We start from the raw sequence: 18352 nt of genomic DNA on the forward strand, positions 1-18352 counted from the left end.
CCGAACGCTTCCACGGCAGCGCGATCCGCGTTGCCGCGCTTTCCAGGACAACACGCAATGCATGAAAAAAGTTTGACCGAACTGCGCGCCGCGTTGGCCGCCAAGGAATGCTCCGCAGTCGAGCTGGCTCAGCTCTATCTAAAACGCATCGACGCGGCGCGCGGCCTCAATGCGTTCATCCAGGTGGACCCGGATCTCACGCTCGCTCAGGCAAAAGCCGCGGACGCGCTGCTTCACTCGGGCCACGGCGGCCCGCTGACCGGCGTGCCGATCGCGCACAAGGATGTGTTCGTCACCAAAGGCTGGCGCTCCACGGCCGGCTCGAAAATGCTGTCGAACTACGAAAGCCCGTTCGACGCCACCGTGGTCGAGCGTCTGCAGAGCGCCGGCATGGTGTGCGTCGGCAAGACGAACATGGACGAGTTCGCGATGGGCTCGTCGAACGAAAATTCGTATTTTGGCCCCGTCCAGAACCCGTGGGATCGTCAGGCAGTGCCGGGCGGTTCGTCAGGCGGCTCCGCGGCGGCTGTGGCCGCGCGTCTCGCGCCTGCTGCAACCGGCACCGATACCGGCGGCTCGATCCGTCAGCCGGCGTCGTTCTCGGGCATCACCGGCATCAAGCCGACTTACGGCCGCGTGTCGCGCTACGGCATGATCGCGTTTGCGTCGTCGCTGGATCAGGGCGGTCCGATGGCGCAAAGCGCCGCTGACTGCGCAACGCTGCTTAACGCAATGGCCGGTTTTGACCAGCGCGATTCCACGAGCCTCGTGCGCGACGACGAAGACTACACGCGCTATCTCGGTCAGGCATGGAAGCAGGACGGCGCCGGCAAGCCGCTCGACGGTCTGCGCATCGGCTTGCCGAAAGAGTACTTCGGCGCCGGTCTCGCCGACGACGTGCGTGCATCGGTCGACGCCGCGCTCAAGCAATACGAGGCGCTCGGCGCCACGCTCGTCGACGTATCGCTGCCGAAGACCGAGCTGTCCATTCCGGTCTATTACGTGATCGCGCCGGCGGAGGCATCGTCGAACCTGTCGCGCTTCGACGGCGTGCGCTTCGGCCATCGCGCCGCGGAATATCGCGATCTGCTCGACATGTACAAGAAGTCGCGTGCCGAAGGCTTCGGGCCCGAAGTGAAGCGTCGCATCATGGTCGGCGCTTACGTGCTTTCCCACGGCTATTACGACGCGTATTACCTTCAGGCGCAGAAAATTCGCCGCATCATCGCGCAGGATTTCCAGGAGGCGTTCAAACAGTGCGACGTCATCATGGGACCGGTCGCACCCTCGGTGGCGTGGGATCTCGGCGCGAAGGGCGACGACCCGGTGCAGATGTATCTCGCCGATATCTACACGCTGTCCGTGAGCCTCGCCGGCTTGCCGGGCATGAGCGTGCCGTGCGGCTTCGGCGCGGGCACGAATGCACAGCGTCCGGTGGGATTGCAGATCATCGGCAACTATTTCAATGAAGCCCGGATGCTGCAGGTGGCCGACGCGTTCCAGCGCGCGACCGACTGGCACCGCAAGGCACCGGCAGGAGTGTGAGCACCATGACCAAGCAATGGGAAGTCGTGATCGGTCTGGAGACCCACGCGCAGCTGTCCACGCAATCTAAAATTTTCTCCGGCGCCCCCACGCAATTCGGCGCCGCGCCGAACACGCAGGCTTGCCCCGTCGATCTGGCCTTGCCCGGCACGTTGCCGGTGATGAACCGCGGCGCCGTGGAGCGCGCAATCGAGTTCGGTCTTGCTATCGGCGCAACGGTCGCGCCGCGCAGCATCTTCGCGCGTAAAAACTATTTCTACCCCGATCTGCCGAAGGGCTATCAGATCAGCCAGTACGAGATTCCCGTCGTGCAAGGCGGCCAGGTGACGATCCAGGTGCCGGCCAACGAGAAGGCGGGCACGGCGGCCTACACGAAGGTCGTCAATCTGACGCGCGCCCATCTCGAGGAAGACGCGGGCAAGTCGCTGCACGAAGATTTCGCGGGCATGACCGGCATCGACCTGAATCGCGCGGGCACGCCGTTGCTCGAAATCGTCACTGAGCCGGAAATGCGCAGCGCGGCTGAAGCGGTGGCCTACGCCAAGACGCTGCACACGCTCGTCACGTGGCTCGGCATTTGCGACGGCAACATGCAGGAAGGCTCGTTCCGTTGCGACGCGAACGTGTCGGTGCGTCCGGTCGGCCAGGCCGAATTCGGCACGCGTGCTGAGATCAAGAACCTCAACTCGTTCCGCTTCCTCGAAGAAGCGATCCAGTATGAAGTGCGCCGTCAGGTCGAACTCATCGAAGACGGCGGCACGGTGGTGCAGGAAACGCGTCTGTACGATCCGGACAAGCGCGAAACGCGCTCGATGCGCAGCAAGGAAGACGCGCACGATTACCGCTATTTCCCCGATCCCGATCTGATGCCGCTCGTGATCGACGCAGCGTGGGTCGAGCGCGTGAAGCGCGACATGCCGGAGTTGCCGGAAACGATCCAGCAGCGTTTCGTGTCGCAATACGGTTTGACGCCGTATGACGCAAACGTGTTGACGTCGAGCAAGGCGACGGCCGCGTATTTCGAAGCGGTCGTCGAGAAGCTCGGCGCGGCCAACGCGAAGGTCGCGGCGAACTGGGTGATGGGCGAAGTGTCGTCGCAACTGAATCGCGAAGGTCTCGACATTGCCGAGTGCCCGGTGTCGTCCGCGCAACTCGCGCTGCTGTTGCAACGTATCGCCGACGGCACCATCTCCAACAAGATCGCGAAGGAAATTTTCCTCGCGATCTGGGAAGAGAAGGCGACCGACGAGGCCGCCGCGGACCGCATCATCGAAGCGAAGGGCTTGAAGCAGATTTCGGATACCGGCGCGCTGGAAGCGATCATCGACGAGGTGCTCGCGGCGAACCAGAAGTCGGTGGAAGAATTCCGCGCGGGCAAGGAGAAGGCGTTCAACGCGCTGATCGGCCAGGCCATGAAGGCGACGAAGGGCAAGGCGAATCCGGCGCAGGTGAACGAACTGCTGAAGAAGAAGCTGGGCTGACGCCTCGTTCGGGCCAGGCTGAAACCTGACAGACGTGCGGTCGAACGTCTATAGCCGAGGCATTGTTTGCGCTTCGGCGACCGCGGGCTGTTGCCGGAAACGAAAGTGCGGCAACGGCCCGTTTCATTTGCGGGCCCGCTTTTGCGAACCCGAACGCAGATTACGGAGTGTGTGGATGGCGAAGCGACCCGACCTCGACGATTTCCGCGTGCCTTATTTCGAGGGCAAAAAGAACGGCAAATTCTCGCTCGACGATTTCGATCCCGCGTCGAAGCCTTTTTCCACGGGATCGAAAGATTCCGACCGCGAGCGGCTCTCCGAGATCGGCGCGAAGCTCGACGTCTTGCAGGAACGCTTGCACGCGCAACGAAAACGCCGCGTGCTGCTGGTCCTGCAAGGCATGGACACGAGCGGCAAGGACGGCACGATTCGCGCCGTATTTCACGAAGTCGACCCGCTCGGCCTGCGCATCGCGCCGTTCAGGGCGCCGACGCCCGACGAACTCGCGCACGACTTCCTGTGGCGCGTGCATGCGCAAGCGCCCGCTGCGGGCGAACTGACAATCTTCAATCGCAGCCACTATGAAGACCTGCTGGTGCCGACCGTGCTCGGCAACATCGACGCGAATGCATTCGACGTGCGCTGCCGCCACATTCGCCAGTTCGAGGAACTGCTTGCCGATAGCGACACGACGATCATCAAGTGCATGCTGCATATTTCGAAGGACGAGCAGCGCGAGCGGCTTCAGGCGCGCGTCGACGATGAGACCAAGCACTGGAAGTTCGACGTAGCGGATCTCGACGCACGCAAGCAGTGGGACACATACCAGGGCGTTTATCGCAACGCGCTGGCCGCGACTTCGACCGAATACGCGCCGTGGTACGTCATTCCCGCGGACTCGAAAACGCATCGCAATGTGATGGTCGCCGAGTTGCTATTGCGCACTTTCCAGGACCTGAAGCTGGAATTCCCGCCGGCCAAGGAATCGCTGAAAGGCGTGAAGATCGAATGACTTTCGGCGTCGTCGGAAAACCATCTCGAAGACGAATCTCCAAACGAATCGAACACAAAGGAACGACATGTTGCGTGTGATTACCGCCAACCTGAACGGCATCCGCTCAGCGGCCAAAAAGGGTTTTTTCGACTGGTTCGGCGAGCAGAATGCCGACGTACTTTGCGTGCAGGAAATCAAATGTTCGCAGGACGACATGACGCCGGAATTCCTCGCGCCGCATGATTTCACCGGCTATTTCCAGCACGCGGTGAAGAAGGGTTATAGCGGCGCGGGCGTCTATACGCGTCACGAGCCGGATGAGGTTGTGATCGGCTTCGGCAGCGAGGAATTCGATCCCGAAGGGCGTTATGTCGAACTGCGTTTCGGCAAGCTGTCGGTTGTGTCGGTGTATGTGCCGTCAGGGTCGAGCGGCGAAGAGCGTCAGCAGGCCAAGTATCGTTTCATGGACGAGTTCATGCCGCATCTCGCGCAGCTCGCGCGCGAGCGCGAAGTGATCCTGTGCGGCGACGTGAATATCGTCCACAAGGAAATCGACATCAAGAACTGGAAGAGCAATCAGAAGAATTCGGGTTGCCTGCCGGAAGAGCGCGCGTGGCTCACCAAACTGTTCGACGAAGTCGGTTACGTCGACGTCTTCCGCACGCTCGATCAGCGGCCCGAGCAATATACGTGGTGGAGCAATCGCGGCCAGGCGTATGCGAAGAACGTGGGGTGGCGGATCGATTATCAGATCGCGACACCGGGCATCGCGAGCAAGGCGAAACGCACTGACGTGTTTCGCGACATCAAGTTCAGCGATCACGCGCCGCTGACGGTCGACTACGATCACGACGTGACGAAGAAGTGAGTTTTAGATTCTGCGCGGCGGCCTTGAGTTGAAGCGCCGCGTCGGTAAGAGCGCTTGAGCGGCGTCCGCAAGACGCGCGCTCGAGATCGCGGAGGCGTGAAGCGTGACGCCCGTTAATCGCGCGCCAGCTTGCGGCGCGGACGGCCTATGCCCGCATAGTCCGGCAGCGCATCCACGGTTTTGCCGATGGCCTTGGCATAAAGCGGCAGCATGTCCGGCAGACGCTTGACGATGTCCTGGCGGCGCGCGGGCGAGTACGGATGCACGTAGATAAAGCCCTGCTCGCGATTGCTGCGCGTGGCCTGCGCGAGCTTGTCCCACAGCGTGACTGCCGCGCGCGGATCGAAGCCCGCACGAGAGGCGATGTCGCTGCCGATCACGTCGGCTTCGGTTTCGTCCGTGTTTTCGTACTTCATTTCGAGCAGGCGCGAACCGATGCCAAGCGGCGCCGCGCCCAGGTCCGCGAGACCGAAGAGCTGCGGGATCGTACCCGACGAATCCAATTGGCTTGCCTGCAACTGACCGAGCCGCTCACGCGCATGTTCACGCAGCGCATGCGCGATCTCATGGCCGATCAGCATGCCGAGCTCGTTGTCGTTCAGATGCGCGCGGTCGAGCAGCCCACCGTACACGACGATCTTGCCGCCCGGCAGGCAGTACATGCGAATGTCGGGCGAACGCACGACGGCGACGTCCCACTTCCAGCCTTTCGCCCGCTCGTTCCATTTGAGCGAGTACGGAACCATCTTGTCGACGATCGAGCGCACGCGCGTGACGTGCGCGTCGGCGTCGCCGTATAGACGGTTGGCGTGCTCGGCGCCGTACGCGATCTGGCTGAACTCTTCGGCGGCTTGCGCCTCGAGCATCGGCGACGGAATCAGGTTGCGGAACACCAGATAGCCGCCGTAACGCAACTGGTTGCTCGGGCCGTACGACGCAGCCGGCTTCGCAGCGCCAGCGGGCGATGACGTCGGCGCCGCGGCTTTCGCGCTCGCGGATGGTTGAGCGGTTGGTCCTGGCGGCGCGTTGCCGGAACTCGTCGCGCTGTTCGCGGCCGGCGGTGCAGCCGGCGCGCTTTCGGCGTTCGTGGCCGCCGCAGCAGATTTAGCCGCGGGCCCGGGCGGTTGCGGCGCTGCAGCCGTTGCAGCGTTGAGCGACGTGCCGGCCGCGGCGCTGTTAGCGGCGGGCGGTGCAGCGGTGATCGGCGCGGCGGCGGCCGGCGCTCCAGTGGCTGGCGTTCCGGCGGCCGGCGTTCCAGCGGCTGCGTAAACAGCAGCGGACGGCGCGATCAAACTCACAAACCCCGAACAGCCGACCCACAACGCTGCGCGAAGCGCACCACGGCCAGCATCGCGCAACGCGACGCCGCGGCGCGCACCCAGGCGCAATGGCTGTTTTGCGAAAAGCACCTTCACGACCGCACTCTCCACGGCGCGATGCGCAACAGAAGCAGCATGCCCGGCACAGCCAACGCGGTACAGACAATGAAGTAGTCGAACCAGCCGATCTTCGCGACCACATAGCCGCTCGCCGCCGACGCCAACGTGCGCGGCACCGAAGCCAAGCTCGTAAAGAGCGCGAACTGCGTGGCCGTATAGCGCGGATCGGTCGTGCTGGCGATGTACGCGGTGAAGGCCGCCATCGTCAGACCGGTGGAGAAAGTTTCGAAACCGTAGACGAGCGCGAGCGCGACCGAGCGCGGTTCGAGTTGCACCGACCAGTCGATGCCGACCCACGACAGCAGCTTCGTCGTGCCTTCGCTGGTCCACACGGCGATGTCGTAAATCGCCGTCAAGCCAGGCGATGCCGGTCCGAGATGCGCGAGCCAGGCGAAGCCGAGCGTCGACACCATCTGCAGGATGCCGAAGATCCACAAGCCGCGGCCGATGCCGATCTTCATCAGCCAGATGCCGCCGACAATTCCGCCCGCGAGACTCGCGCCAAACGCCGTCGTTTTCGCGATCACGCCAATCTGCGTGCGCGAGAAACCGATGTCGAGGAAGAACGATGTGGACAACGTCGTCGCCATCGTGTCGCCGAGCTTGTACAGAAAGATGAAGCCGAGCACGAACAGCGCGCCGCGCCAGCCATCGCGCTCGACGAATTCGCGGAACGGCTGCACGATCGCGTCGCGCAAATTCTTGGGCGGCGTGCCGTGCACTTCGGGCTCGCGTACGACAAGCGTCATCACCATGCCGGGCACCATGAACGCAGCGGTCACGATGAACACGGTAGTCCACGGCAAATGATCCGACAGAATAAGCGCCAGCGAACCGGGCACTAGTGCCGCGATCTTGTAGGCATTGACATGCACCGCATTGCCGAGACCCTGTTGCGTGTCGCTTAGCAACTCGCGCCGGTAGGCATCGATTGAAATGTCCTGGCTTGCGCCGAAAAACGCGACGAGCGCCGTCAATGCCGCGACGGTCCAGATTGAGTCGCTCGGCGACACGAACCCAAGCGTGCCGATAGCGCCCGCGACCAGAATCTGCGTGACGAGCATCCAGCCGCGCCGTCTGCCCGGACGCCAGCCCGGAAAGCGCGGGACGTAGCGATCCATCAGCGGCGCCCAGATGAACTTCCAGGTATAGGGAAACTGGATCAGCGCAAAAAGGCCAATCTCCTTCAGATTGACGCCTTCAGAGCGCAACCATGCCTGCACCAGATAGACGAGCGTGAACAGCGGCAATCCCGACGTAAAGCCGAGAAAGACGCAGATCAGCATGCGCGTATTAAAAAACGCGCGCCAGCCGGGATGTTCTTCGTGAGCGGTAAGTGCAGGCGCCTCGTGCGGCGGGTTCGACATGTGGATAGCTTGCGTTAGCTTTTCTTGACGCGATAGACCGCAAGACTACCACGCCAGTTCACGCCCCACCGCACCGTCTGACCGTCGTGCAGCACGACACGGTCGAGAATTTCGATGCCGACTTCGGGCGCGAGCGCCTCGAAGTCCTTGATGGTCAGCACGCGCACGTTAGGCGTGTTGTGCCATTGATAGGGCAGCGACTTCGACACCGGCATGCGTCCCCGAACTACGGAAAGCCGATGCGCCCAATAGCCGAAGTTCGGAAACGACACGATGCATTCGCGACCGACGCGCACGGTTTCCCGCAAAATCGCCGCGGTCTGATGAATGGTTTGCAGCGTCTGCGACAAAACCGCGAAATCGAAGCTGCCGTCTTCGAAAAGACGCAGGCCGTCTTCGAGATTCTGCTGGATCACGTTGACGCCGTTTTGCGTCGCGGCCAGCACGCCCGCGTCGTTGATTTCGATGCCGTAGCCTTGCACGTCCAGTTCCTCGGTGAGCAGCGACAGCAGCGAGCCGTCGCCGCAACCCAGGTCCAGCACCGTGGCGCGCGGTTCGACCCAGCGGGCGATCGCGCGGAAGTCCGGGCGCAGCGCCAGATAATCGAGTGCTCGCTGGTTCATGCGTTCACCTCGTTCGCAATGCGTTCGTAGTAGGCGCGCATCAGGTTGTGATAGCGCGCGTCGTCGAGCAGGAAGGCGTCGTGGCCGTGCGGCGCGTCGATTTCCGCGTACGTCACGGTGCGCTTGTGATCGAGCAGCGCCTTCACGAGTTCGCGCGAGCGGGCCGGCGCGAAACGCCAGTCGGTTGAGAAGCTGGCGATCAGATATTTCGCCGTGGTGTGCGCAAGGGCCGCTGTCAGATCGCCTTCGAAGGCTTTCGCCGGATCGAAGTAATCGAGCGCGCGCGTGATCAGCAGGTACGTGTTCGCGTCGAAATAGTCGGCGAACTTGTCGCCCTGATAGCGCAGGTACGACTCCACCTCGAACTCCACGTCGAAGTTGAAGTTGTACGCGTCGAGCGCGCCTTCCGCGCGTCGCAGCGAACGGCCGAATTTCTCGGCCATGTCGTCGTCCGACAGATAGGTGATGTGGCCGATCATGCGCGCGACGCGCAAGCCGCGCTTCGGCTTCACGTTGTGCGCGTAGTAGTTGCCGCCGTGAAAGTCGGGGTCCGACAGAATCGCCGAGCGCGCCACTTCGTTGAACGCAATGTTTTGCGCGGACAGCTTCGGCGTGGACGCCACCACGATGCAATGCGCGACACGCTGCGGATACATCATGCTCCACGCGAGCGCCTGCATGCCGCCGAGGCTGCCGCCCATGACCGCAGCGAAGCGCTCGATGCCGAACCGGTCCGCGACGAGCGCCTGCGCATTGACCCAGTCTTCCACCGTCACCACGGGGAAGGCCGCGCCATACGGCTTGCCGGTGGCCGGATCGATACTCATGGGCCCCGTCGAGCCGAAGCACGAGCCGAGATTGTTCACGCCGATCACGAAGAACTTATCCGTATCGAGCGGCTTGCCTGGGCCGACCATGTTGTCCCACCAGCCGATGTCCTTTGGATTGTCCGCATAGACACCCGCCACATGATGCGATGCGTTGAGCGCGTGACACACGAGCACCGCATTGCTGCGCGCGGCGTTGAGCGTGCCGTAGGTCTCGACCATCAGGTCGTAGCCGGCAAGCGAGCTGCCGTTTTGCAGACGCAACGGCTCGGTGAAATGCATTTTTTGTGGAGCGACGATACCGATCGATTCCATTCATTCCGCCATTTGACAAAGACAGGGCGGCTAGACGGCGTCGGCAAAGCACGGAGGAGAACGACTTGTGCGCGGCTGACGACCTCTTTAGCCGCATTTATAGTGAACCGCGGAATTGTTCCACTGGTTCGCGCGCCCGCAATCGAGTCAGCAAATCGGCGCGTAGTACGTGTGTTCTGGAAGGCGGTTCCCTCGATACCTGTCATGTGCTTTCAGGTAATGCAAGGGCCGCAGTCAGGCGCAAAGTATAGCGGAAAATTCCGGGCGGCAACGTCTGGCCGGCAGCCCACGCGGCTTCCCGAGAACGCTACTGAAGGATCACTCGCAATTGCGAATCGGCGTCGTCGGCCGGCATGCGCACAAAGCCGCTACGGACAAAGCGATGCCAGCGTCCAATGACATAGCTCAACAGCAGACTCGCGCGCACCGCAGGATCGTAGTCCGCCGGAAGAGGCGCGAGCGCTTCGTGTGCGGACGCATCGACGCTCACCGCAGCCAAGCGCAAACATTGCTTCAGCGAAGCTTCGACGCGCTCGAGCATCTGATTGACGCGCGTCGTCAGCCGTTCATGTTCGCCGACGAGCGCCTCGCATGTCAGCACGCGCGTCATGCCAGGATTTTTCGCGGAGAAATTCAGCAGCATCAACGCGATCGCGCGCGCCTGAAGTACGCCGTTGTTTTCCTTGTCGACGATCTGATTGATCAGGCCGAAGATGGTCTGTTCGATGAACTCGATTAGTCCTTCGAACATTTGCGCCTTGCTCGCAAAGTGACGATAAAGCGCCGCTTCCGATACGCCGAGCCGCGCGGCGAGGGCGGCGGTGGTGATCTTTTCGCTTTTCGGCGCTTCAAGCATCGCGGCGAGCGTTTGCAGGATATGCACGCGGCGCTCGCCTGGCTTCAGACGCTGCGCTCGCGGGACAGCCGCTGCAGCGGGGTCGGGTTCGGCTAGGGCTTCGTCAGGCTTGTCGATCGGCTGCATGGCTGTCGTCCCGTCTGCTGGCGCTTCAATCGAACCGAGCGGGTGCTCAGTCGTAGCGATTTTAACGAACGAATGCTGCGATCGACATAATGCGGCCGGCCGGTGCCCGGCAGACGCGTGGGCACGCCGTCCATATGCGGCTTACGCGGCAGATGGCCGGTAATCCACACCGTGCGGATGCCGAGCCGCCGATAGTTCTTCAGATGCGAGCGCGTGTCTTCGACGAGGATCACGTCTTTCAGCGACACATGCGCGTCGCGCATCGCCTTGCGCAGCATCGCGTGATCGGGCTTCGCGCGCCAGCGGCGCCGGTCGCGCATATGCTCTATGGCGATCACCTGCTCGAACAGACGCTCGATTCGCAGTTGCGCGAGCACTGCGCGCGCATAGCTTTCGGGCGCGTTGGTCAGCACGATCTTGCGGCCCGGCAGCGCCGCGACGAGACGCGCGACGCCTCGCTCGTGGCGGATCATCGAGCCGAGATCGGGGAACGTGTGGACGACCTTCAGGAAGTCGTTTGCATCGAGCGGATGATGGCGCGTGAGGCCCAGCAGCGCCGCGCCGTAACGTTGCGTGTAGCCGGTGCGCAGGCGGTTCGCTTCGTCGAGCTCGACTTGCAGCGCGTCGATGATGTACTGCGTCATCGCCTGATTGATGGCGGGAAAAATCGCGTGCGACGCGTGATGCAGCGTATTGTCGAGATCGAACAGCCAGACCGGACCGCCACTTGCGATCTGCGGACGACGGCGCCGGGAAGTCGGAGTGCGCATGGGAAGAGTGCTGTTCAGGCGCCGGGCGCTGCGGCTAGCGGCGTGATGGACACACGAGGCGCGGTGCAGCGGCGCGCCCCGTGTGCCCCGTGTGACGCAGGCATCAATGCGAGCGGATCATCGTGCCGAACGGCTGTTCGGTGAGAATTTCGAGCAGCACCGAATGTTCGATACGCCCGTCGATGATATGCACCGAGCGCACGCCGCTCTTCGCGGCATCGAGCGCCGACGAAATCTTCGGCAGCATGCCGCCCGAGATCGTGCCGTCGGCGAAGAGCCCGTCGATTTCGCGCGCGGACAGATCGGTCAGCAGATTGCCTTCCTTGTCCATCACGCCGGGGATGTTCGTCATCATCACGAGCTTCTCGGCGTTCAGCACGACCGCCAGTTTGCCCGCGACGAGATCGGCGTTGATGTTGTACGACAGCCCGTCTTCGCCGAAGCCGATCGGCGAGATGACGGGAATGAACGCGTCGTCTTGCAGCGCCTTCACCACGGCCGGATTGATCGCCTCGACCTCGCCGACCTGGCCGATGTCGACGTACTGGCCGGGATTGTCGCGGTCCGGCATCAGCATCTTGCGCGCGTGGATCAAGCCGCCGTCCTTGCCCGTCAGACCGACCGCGTGACCGCCGAAGTGATTGATCAGCGTGACGATGTCCTGCTGCACTTCGCCGCCGAGCACCCATTCGACGACTTCCATCGTCTCTTCGTCGGTAACGCGCATGCCTTGAATGAACGTGCCCTGCTTGCCGACCTTCTTCAGCGCGTGGTCGATTTGCGGACCGCCGCCGTGCACGATGACGGGATTGATGCCGACCAGCTTCAGCAGAATGACGTCGCGCGCGAAGCCCTGCTTCAGCCGCTCCTCCGTCATGGCGTTGCCGCCGTATTTGATGACCACGGTCTTACCGTGATACTGGCGAATGTAGGGCAGCGCCTCGGCCAGGATTTCAGCCTTCAGGGTGGGCGCAATCTGCGAAAGGTCGGGAAGCTCGGACATGGCGGCAGGCTCGGGCACGGAACAGTTAAAACAGGGCGAATTGTACAGGACTGGCGCGCTGCAACAGGGTTTTCGACGCGTGCGGCGGCGGCGTGCAACGCCGCGTTTGCGTGCTATGAAACCGTGCTTTGCAGCGGCAACTCGGAGTCAAGCGTAGCGCGTCTTCCGTGTGCCTGTGAACTAGCCGAATGGACGACTCACGGTAGGACGCAAGCCGTGGCATCATTTCCCTGTCGATGCCCGCGAGACCGTCCGCCTGTCATGAAACCGTCTGTTTCCCGCCCACCAGGCAGCGCGCGCTGCCCGCGCTGCGGCAATGCGTTCGATTGCGCGATGCACGCAGAGCCTTTCGACTGCTGGTGCCGCGAGATGCCGGCACTGCCGCGCGAGCGGCTGGACCCCGCCGGCCGTTGCCTTTGCCCCGAATGCCTCGCTGCGGAAATCGCGCGGACGGCTCAGCCGGAGCCCGGTGCGGACGTGCCGTGAACGCGTCTGCTATGGGCGGTCAGGCTCACGGTCACGCTCGCTCCTCGCTTTAGCGCTTAGCGTTGTACGGCGACGTGCTGTGCCGCGAGCGCTTCCAGATCGCGGGCGACGGCTTCAAGCGCCGGCGTCCACTCGCCGAAGCCCGGCTGCCGGTACAGCGTCGCGCTCGGATACCACGGGCTGTCGCGTCGATCGATCAGCCAGACCCAGTGCGGGTTGACGTCGAGCAGCACCCACGTGCGTTGCCCGAGTGCGCCGCTCAGATGCGCGGCCGACGTGCAAACGGTAATGACGAGATCGAGCGCGCCGACGAACGCTGCGGTGTCGTCGAACGTGGCGAATTCGGCGGTGTAGTCGGTGATCGGCAGGCCGGCGGCCGCGGCTGCGTTCACGTCGGCGCTCGCGCCCGGTTGCAGCGAGTAGAACGCCACATTGCGCATGCCCGCAAAGTGCTCCGCATAGCGTTCCCAGCCGACACGCCGAAACGGATTGCGTTGATGCCCGTGGCTGCCCGTCCACGCGAGTCCGACCTTGAGCCTCGGCTCGCCGGCGAGCCGTTGACGCCAGCGCTCGAGAGCAGCGGCGTCCGCGTGAAGATAAGGCCCGGGTGACGGGATGGTCGCCTCGCTCGTGCCGAAGACCAGCGGCAGGCTCAGCAATGGAATCTCGAAGTCGAAGGGCGGCAGCGATTCGACACCGCCGCCCGCCGAAAACTGATCGACGTGAGCGGCCAGACTGCGCGCCATCAAGCCGCCCATCTGCGGGAACGAGTTCCACACGAGACGGCCGCCTTCGCGATGCACGTACTCGGCCAGCATTGGAATGTAGCGGCAGAATTGCAGCAGATCGCCCATGCCCTGCTCGCCCCATACCAGCAATGTTTTGCCGGCGAGCGGCTCGCCCTTCCAGGTCGGCGCCGGGAAGGCGGGACGATTGCCGCGCAGCTCCGACGAGCCGCTCCAGCGCGCCTCATGCGAGAGCCAGCCGTTCGCGTAGTCGCCGCGCATCAGTTGCAGCATCGACAGATTCGAACGCATGCCCGCGTGGTCGGGCGCGAGTGTGCAGGCTGTTTCAGCGGCCTGCAAAGCCGCGTCCCAACGTTGTGCCTCTCTTAGCGCCAGTGCATAGTTGTTGTGGGCGAGCGCACTGGACGGCGCGCATTGAACCGCTCGCTCGCCGGCTTTGAGCGAGCCCGACAAATCCAGGTTCTGGCGATAAGCGTTTGCAAGATTGGTCCAGGCGTTTCCATCGTCGGGATGTGCGAGCACGGCTTGTTCAAGAAGCGCAGTTTGCTCGCGAAGGTCGCCATTCGACAGCGAAAGCGCGCCAGCGAGGTTGCTGCGTAGCGACGGCAACGTGGGTTCGAGTGCGAGCGCGCGGCGGTAGGGAGCGACCGCCTCGCCGTGCCGGTCCGCGACCTGAAGCGCGTAACCGAGACGGAAGTGCGCACGCGCGTTGCCGCTATCCAGTTGGGCAATAATGGAGGCCAGTTCGATCGCATCGCCCAGGCGTTGTTGCCCGATCAGATTCTGAGTGAGCGAGGTCAGCGAGTCCTCATCCAGCGGATGAAGCTGCGCTGCCGCGCGAAGCGCTTGTGCTTCCGGCTCAACCGCGCCGCTCACACGCGCTGCGGCGGCTTGCTGCATGAAATTAAGGAAAGCTGACGGGATGTCGGAGTCGACCATGAGGATTGCGGCCGAGAGATCGGCGCGAGGCGCTAACAGAGAAAGCTATAGTATCACCGGGCTGCGGCGGCACTATTGGGAAGCGTCCGAACGGGTAAAGTGAACTGAAGTCATGCATCGTATAACCAACACCGGCCGCGTCAATCTCGGCCATCTGTTCTGGCTGCGCAGCCTTGCGATCATCGGGCAGTTGCTGACCATCGCGTTCGTGCAGATCTTCATCGGCGTGCATTTGCCGTTGCCGGCCATGCTGCTCGTCATCGCGCTCGAGGTGATCTTTAACGCACTCACATGGTGGCGCGTCACGCAGCAGCGGCCCGAGTCGAACATGGAGCTGTTCGGCCAGATCTGGGTCGATCTCGGCGCGTTGTCCGCGTTGCTGTTTCTGTCCGGCGGCACGACCAATCCCTTTGTCTCGCTGTACCTGCCGTCGCTTGCCATCGCGGCGGCCGTGCTGCCCTGGCGACTGATGGCGTGGCTCGCCGCGTTCGCCGTGGCCTGCTATGCAGTCCTCGGCTTCGATTCGGTGCCGCTGAATCTCGACAACCCGGCCAACCTGTTCGACTACTACCGTGCCGGCATGTGGGTCAACTTCATGGTGAGCGTCGGGCTGATCGCGTGGTTCGTCGCGCGCATGTCGCGAGCCCTGCGGCTACGTGACGCAGCGCTCGGAGAAGCGCAGCAGCGCTTGCTCCAGGACGAACGCGCGGTCGCGCTCGGTGTCCAGGCCGCTACCGTCGCTCACGAAATCGGCACGCCTCTGTCTACAATTGCAATGCTGTCCGAAGAATTGCGCGACGCGGCGCGTACCGACAAAGGGCTCGCGCCATACAGCGCCGATCTCGAACTGCTCGAACAGCAGATGAGCTTGTGCACATCCGCGCTCGCGAGGTTGAGGAGCCGTGCAACGACCGCCACCAATCGCCAGCCGGTCGACGAGTGGCTCGGATCGTTCGCCGAGCAATGGCGCTTGCGCCATCCGCATGTGAAGTTCGAGCGGCTCGGCGCTCCGCCCGCGGATGTCAGTCTCGACGACACGGTAGCCGTCAGCCAGATTCTGACGATTCTGCTCGACAACGCCGCGCGCGCGAGCCGCGATCACGTCACGCTGTCGTGCCGGCTCACGGCGCGCGGCGATCAGATCGAATTCGAAGTCTGCGACGCGGGCCCCGGCATTCCGGCTGCGCTGCGCGGCTCACTCGGAGCGATGCCGGTGGACAGCACGCAAGGCGGGCACGGCGTCGGCCTGTACCTGGCGTTTTCGGCGGCGGCGCGCCTGAAAGGATCGATTGAATTGACGGACGTCAATGCGACCCAACCGCGTGGCACGCGCGCAGTCTTGCGGCTGCCGCTCACCGGTCGCAAAAGTTCCGGCCCGGGCCGCCAAGGCGCCGCGCCATCCAACACGGAGAAACAGGCATGAGCGAGATGAATTTTCTGGTGATCGACGACGACGAAGTGTTCTCCGGTATCCTCGCGCGCGGTTTGACGCGGCGCGGCTATACGGTGAGCGAAGCTCACAACGCGGACGAAGCGATCAGGCTGGCCAACCAGCAGAAGTTCAGTCAGATCACAGTGGATCTGCATCTTGGCAACGACTCGGGCCTCACGCTCGTCGCGCCGTTGCGCGACCTGCAACCCGACGCGCGCATGCTCGTGCTGACCGGTTACGCGAGCATTGCTACCGCGGTTCAAGCGGTGAAAGACGGCGCCGACAACTATCTGGCGAAGCCTGCGAACGTCGAAACCATTCTGTCGGCGCTGCAAAGCGAGGCGAGTGCGCTGCAGGCGGAAGAGGCGATCGAGCATCCCACGCCGCTCTCGGTTGCGCGTCTCGAATGGGAGCACATTCAGCGCGTGCTGGCCGAGCACGGCGGCAATATTTCGGCGACGGCGCGCGCGTTGAACATGCATCGCCGGACCTTGCAGCGCAAACTCGCGAAGCGGCCGGTCAAGCAGTAAGTTGCCTTCATCGCCGCATCGTTTGATGTGGCGCAAAGAAAACGGGCCGCCCTTTCTGCAGGCGGCCCGTTTTGCTTCGTCGCTTCGGCGTTACATCACAGCACGTAGCGCGACAGGTCTTCGTCTTCGGCGACTTCGTTCAGCGCGCGATCCACATACGCCGCGTCGATCTGCACCGTGCGTCCCGAGTGATTGCCGGCGGCGAACGACACTTCCTCCAGCAGCTTTTCGATGACCGTGTAAAGACGGCGTGCACCGATGTTCTCCGTCTTTTCGTTCACCGAATAAGCGATTTCCGCGAGACGGCGAATGCCGTCGTCGGCGAATTCCAGATGCACGTCTTCGGTTGCCAGTAGTGCCTGGTATTGCTTGACGAGGCTCGCATCCGTCGACACGAGGATCGACTCGAAGTCGTTCACCGACAGCGAATCGAGCTCCACGCGAATCGGAAAACGCCCTTGCAGTTCGGGGATCAGATCGCTCGGCTTCGCGAGATGAAAGGCACCGCTCGCGATGAACAGAATGTGATCCGTCTTCACCATGCCGTACTTGGTGTTGATGGTGGTGCCTTCGACGAGCGGCAGCAGATCGCGCTGCACGCCTTGACGCGACACTTCACCGCCGCCGGCTTCATTGCGCGACGCAATCTTGTCGATTTCGTCGAGGAACACAATGCCGTTCTGCTCGACGTTCTGCACGGCTTTGGTTTTCACCTCTTCGTCGTTGAGCATCTTGCCGGCTTCTTCGTCGGTGAGAACCTTCAGCGCTTCCTTCACCTTCATCTTGCGGCGCGTTTTCTTGCCGCCGCCGATGTTCGCGAACATCGAACGGATCTGCTCGGTCATGTCTTCCATGCCCGGCGGCCCCATGATGTCCATGCCGACTTGCGGCTGCTCGACGTCGAGCTCGATTTCCTTGTCGTCAAGCAGACCTTCGCGCAGACGCTTGCGGAAAGTCTGGCGCGTGGTGCTGCCTTCGTCGGCCGTGTCGATCGTGCTCGAACTGGAACCGAAACCGACCGGACGCGCGCTCGGCAACAGAATGTCGAGAATGCGGTCTTCGGCCTGATCTTCGGCTTTGGTTCGCACTTTGCGCATTTCCGATTCGCGCGTCTGCTTGACCGAAATCTCGATCAGATCGCGCACGATGCTGTCGACGTCGCGGCCCACGTAGCCCACTTCGGTGAACTTGGTGGCTTCGATCTTGATGAACGGCGCGTCGGCGAGCTTGGCGAGGCGCCGCGCGATTTCGGTTTTGCCGACGCCGGTCGGTCCGATCATCAGAATGTTTTTCGGCGTGATTTCCTGACGCAGCGGGTCGTCGACCTGCTGACGGCGCCAGCGATTGCGCAGCGCCACGGCAACCGCTTTCTTCGCGCGGCCTTGGCCGATGATGTGTTTGTCGAGTTCCGAGACGATCTCGGCAGGGGTCATGGTGCTCATCGTGGGTCCTTACTCGATCGTCTCGATGACGCGGTTGTGGTTCGTGTAGATGCACATGTCGCCGGCAATCTCCAGCGACTTCTCCACGATTTCGCGCGGCGACAACTCCGTGTTGTCGGCGAGCGCTTTCGCGGCGGCCTGCGCATACGCGCCGCCCGAACCGATCGCGCAAATGCCGCCTTCCGGATCGAGCACGTCGCCGTTACCGGTGATGACGAGCGTGGTGGTTGCGTCGGCGGCGATCAGCATGGCTTCGAGACGGCGCAGCATGCGGTCGGTGCGCCAGTCTTTCGCGAGTTCGACCGCGGCGCGCGTGAGATTGCCCTGATGCTTTTCCAGCTTCGCCTCGAAGCGGTCGAGCAGCGAAAACGCGTCGGCCGTGCCGCCCGCGAAACCGACCAGCACCTTGCCGTTGTAAATGCGCCTGACCTTCTTCGCACCGCCTTTCATGACGATGTTGCCGAGCGTCACCTGGCCGTCGCCGCCGAGCGCGACCTTGTCGCCGCGGCGCACGGAGACGATCGTCGTGCCGTGAAATTGCTCCATATGCGTTCCTCTTTGCA

At 63.0% G+C, this 18352-nt stretch carries 17 protein-coding genes; 7 read left to right on the forward strand and 10 right to left on the reverse strand.

Annotated elements, in window-relative coordinates; all coding sequences use genetic code 11:
* The first annotated feature begins 57 nt into the window (after positions 1–57).
* From gatA to CUJ91_RS00710, 4 genes are all read left to right on the forward strand, one after another.
* The gene (gene gatA / locus CUJ91_RS00695; protein ID WP_053858938.1) at positions 58–1545 is read left to right on the forward strand and encodes an Asp-tRNA(Asn)/Glu-tRNA(Gln) amidotransferase subunit GatA; all 1488 of its coding nucleotides are present in this window, start codon (positions 58–60) and stop codon (positions 1543–1545) included.
* A gap of 5 nt (positions 1546–1550) precedes the next feature.
* On the forward strand, positions 1551–3026 hold the full coding sequence (gene gatB / locus CUJ91_RS00700) for an Asp-tRNA(Asn)/Glu-tRNA(Gln) amidotransferase subunit GatB (RefSeq protein ID WP_114155689.1): 1476 nt from the start codon (positions 1551–1553) through the stop codon (positions 3024–3026).
* A 175-nt stretch (positions 3027–3201) separates the two neighbouring features.
* Positions 3202–4038, forward strand: a complete 837-nt coding sequence (locus CUJ91_RS00705) for a PPK2 family polyphosphate kinase (protein WP_006050530.1) — start codon at positions 3202–3204, stop codon at positions 4036–4038.
* A gap of 67 nt (positions 4039–4105) precedes the next feature.
* A complete protein-coding gene (locus CUJ91_RS00710) occupies positions 4106–4888 on the forward strand; it encodes an exodeoxyribonuclease III (protein ID WP_114155690.1) in 783 nt (260 codons plus the stop codon).
* 113 nt (positions 4889–5001) lie between these two features.
* Here the strand turns inward: CUJ91_RS00710 and CUJ91_RS00715 are convergent, their stop codons facing one another.
* The 7 genes from CUJ91_RS00715 to argB all read right to left on the reverse strand — a co-directional run bounded on the left by CUJ91_RS00715 (position 5002) and on the right by argB (position 12214).
* A complete protein-coding gene (locus CUJ91_RS00715) occupies positions 5002–6303 on the reverse strand; it encodes a M48 family metallopeptidase (protein ID WP_114156657.1) in 1302 nt (433 codons plus the stop codon).
* Complete coding sequence (locus CUJ91_RS00720; RefSeq protein WP_114155691.1) at positions 6300–7694, reverse strand: AmpG family muropeptide MFS transporter; 1395 nt, start codon at positions 7692–7694, stop codon at positions 6300–6302. Before CUJ91_RS00720 ends, CUJ91_RS00715 begins: the two co-directional genes overlap by 4 nt.
* Positions 7695–7708: 14 nt before the next feature.
* Complete coding sequence (gene metW, locus CUJ91_RS00725; RefSeq protein ID WP_006050526.1) at positions 7709–8317, reverse strand: methionine biosynthesis protein MetW; 609 nt, start codon at positions 8315–8317, stop codon at positions 7709–7711.
* Positions 8314–9459 carry a homoserine O-succinyltransferase MetX gene (gene metX / locus CUJ91_RS00730; RefSeq protein WP_006050525.1) on the reverse strand — a complete coding sequence of 382 codons (1146 nt, stop codon included), beginning with the start codon at positions 9457–9459 and terminating at the stop codon, positions 8314–8316. Before metX ends, metW begins: the two co-directional genes overlap by 4 nt.
* Before the next feature lie 307 nt (positions 9460–9766).
* The gene (slmA, locus tag CUJ91_RS00740) at positions 9767–10441 is read right to left on the reverse strand and encodes a nucleoid occlusion factor SlmA (RefSeq protein WP_114155692.1); all 675 of its coding nucleotides are present in this window, start codon (positions 10439–10441) and stop codon (positions 9767–9769) included.
* Positions 10408–11211, reverse strand: a complete 804-nt coding sequence (locus tag CUJ91_RS00745; protein WP_006050523.1) for a pyrimidine 5'-nucleotidase — start codon at positions 11209–11211, stop codon at positions 10408–10410. The genes slmA and CUJ91_RS00745 overlap by 34 nt, the downstream gene beginning before the upstream one ends.
* A gap of 103 nt (positions 11212–11314) precedes the next feature.
* A complete protein-coding gene (gene argB, locus CUJ91_RS00750) occupies positions 11315–12214 on the reverse strand; it encodes an acetylglutamate kinase (protein WP_006050522.1) in 900 nt (299 codons plus the stop codon).
* Positions 12215–12475: 261 nt separating this feature from the next.
* Here argB and CUJ91_RS00755 point away from each other — a divergent pair, with 261 nt between their 5' ends.
* Positions 12476–12700 carry a cysteine-rich CWC family protein gene (locus tag CUJ91_RS00755; protein ID WP_081653027.1) on the forward strand — a complete coding sequence of 75 codons (225 nt, stop codon included), beginning with the start codon at positions 12476–12478 and terminating at the stop codon, positions 12698–12700.
* A 56-nt stretch (positions 12701–12756) separates the two neighbouring features.
* Here the strand turns inward: CUJ91_RS00755 and CUJ91_RS00760 are convergent, their stop codons facing one another.
* Complete coding sequence (locus tag CUJ91_RS00760) at positions 12757–14385, reverse strand: tetratricopeptide repeat protein (protein WP_114155693.1); 1629 nt, start codon at positions 14383–14385, stop codon at positions 12757–12759.
* 112 nt (positions 14386–14497) lie between these two features.
* Between CUJ91_RS00760 and CUJ91_RS00765 the strand changes: the two genes are divergently transcribed.
* Positions 14498–15808, forward strand: coding sequence for an ATP-binding protein (locus tag CUJ91_RS00765; RefSeq protein WP_006050520.1), 1311 nt, complete (start codon positions 14498–14500; stop codon positions 15806–15808).
* Complete coding sequence (locus CUJ91_RS00770; protein WP_006050519.1) at positions 15805–16347, forward strand: response regulator transcription factor; 543 nt, start codon at positions 15805–15807, stop codon at positions 16345–16347. The genes CUJ91_RS00765 and CUJ91_RS00770 overlap by 4 nt, the downstream gene beginning before the upstream one ends.
* 95 nt (positions 16348–16442) lie before the next feature.
* On the opposite strand, the gene hslU is transcribed toward CUJ91_RS00770, so the two are convergent.
* Together hslU and hslV are read right to left on the reverse strand one after the other, a co-directional pair.
* Entirely contained in the window at positions 16443–17789 is a 1347-nt protein-coding gene (gene hslU / locus CUJ91_RS00775; protein ID WP_029969460.1) for an ATP-dependent protease ATPase subunit HslU, read from the reverse strand.
* Positions 17790–17798: 9 nt separating this feature from the next.
* Positions 17799–18335, reverse strand: a complete 537-nt coding sequence (gene hslV, locus CUJ91_RS00780) for an ATP-dependent protease subunit HslV (RefSeq protein ID WP_006050517.1) — start codon at positions 18333–18335, stop codon at positions 17799–17801.
* Positions 18336–18352 lie beyond the last annotated feature (17 nt).

The sequence above is a fragment of the Paraburkholderia graminis genome (assembly GCF_003330785.1).
GTDB classification, from domain to species: Bacteria; Pseudomonadota; Gammaproteobacteria; order Burkholderiales; family Burkholderiaceae; genus Paraburkholderia; species Paraburkholderia graminis.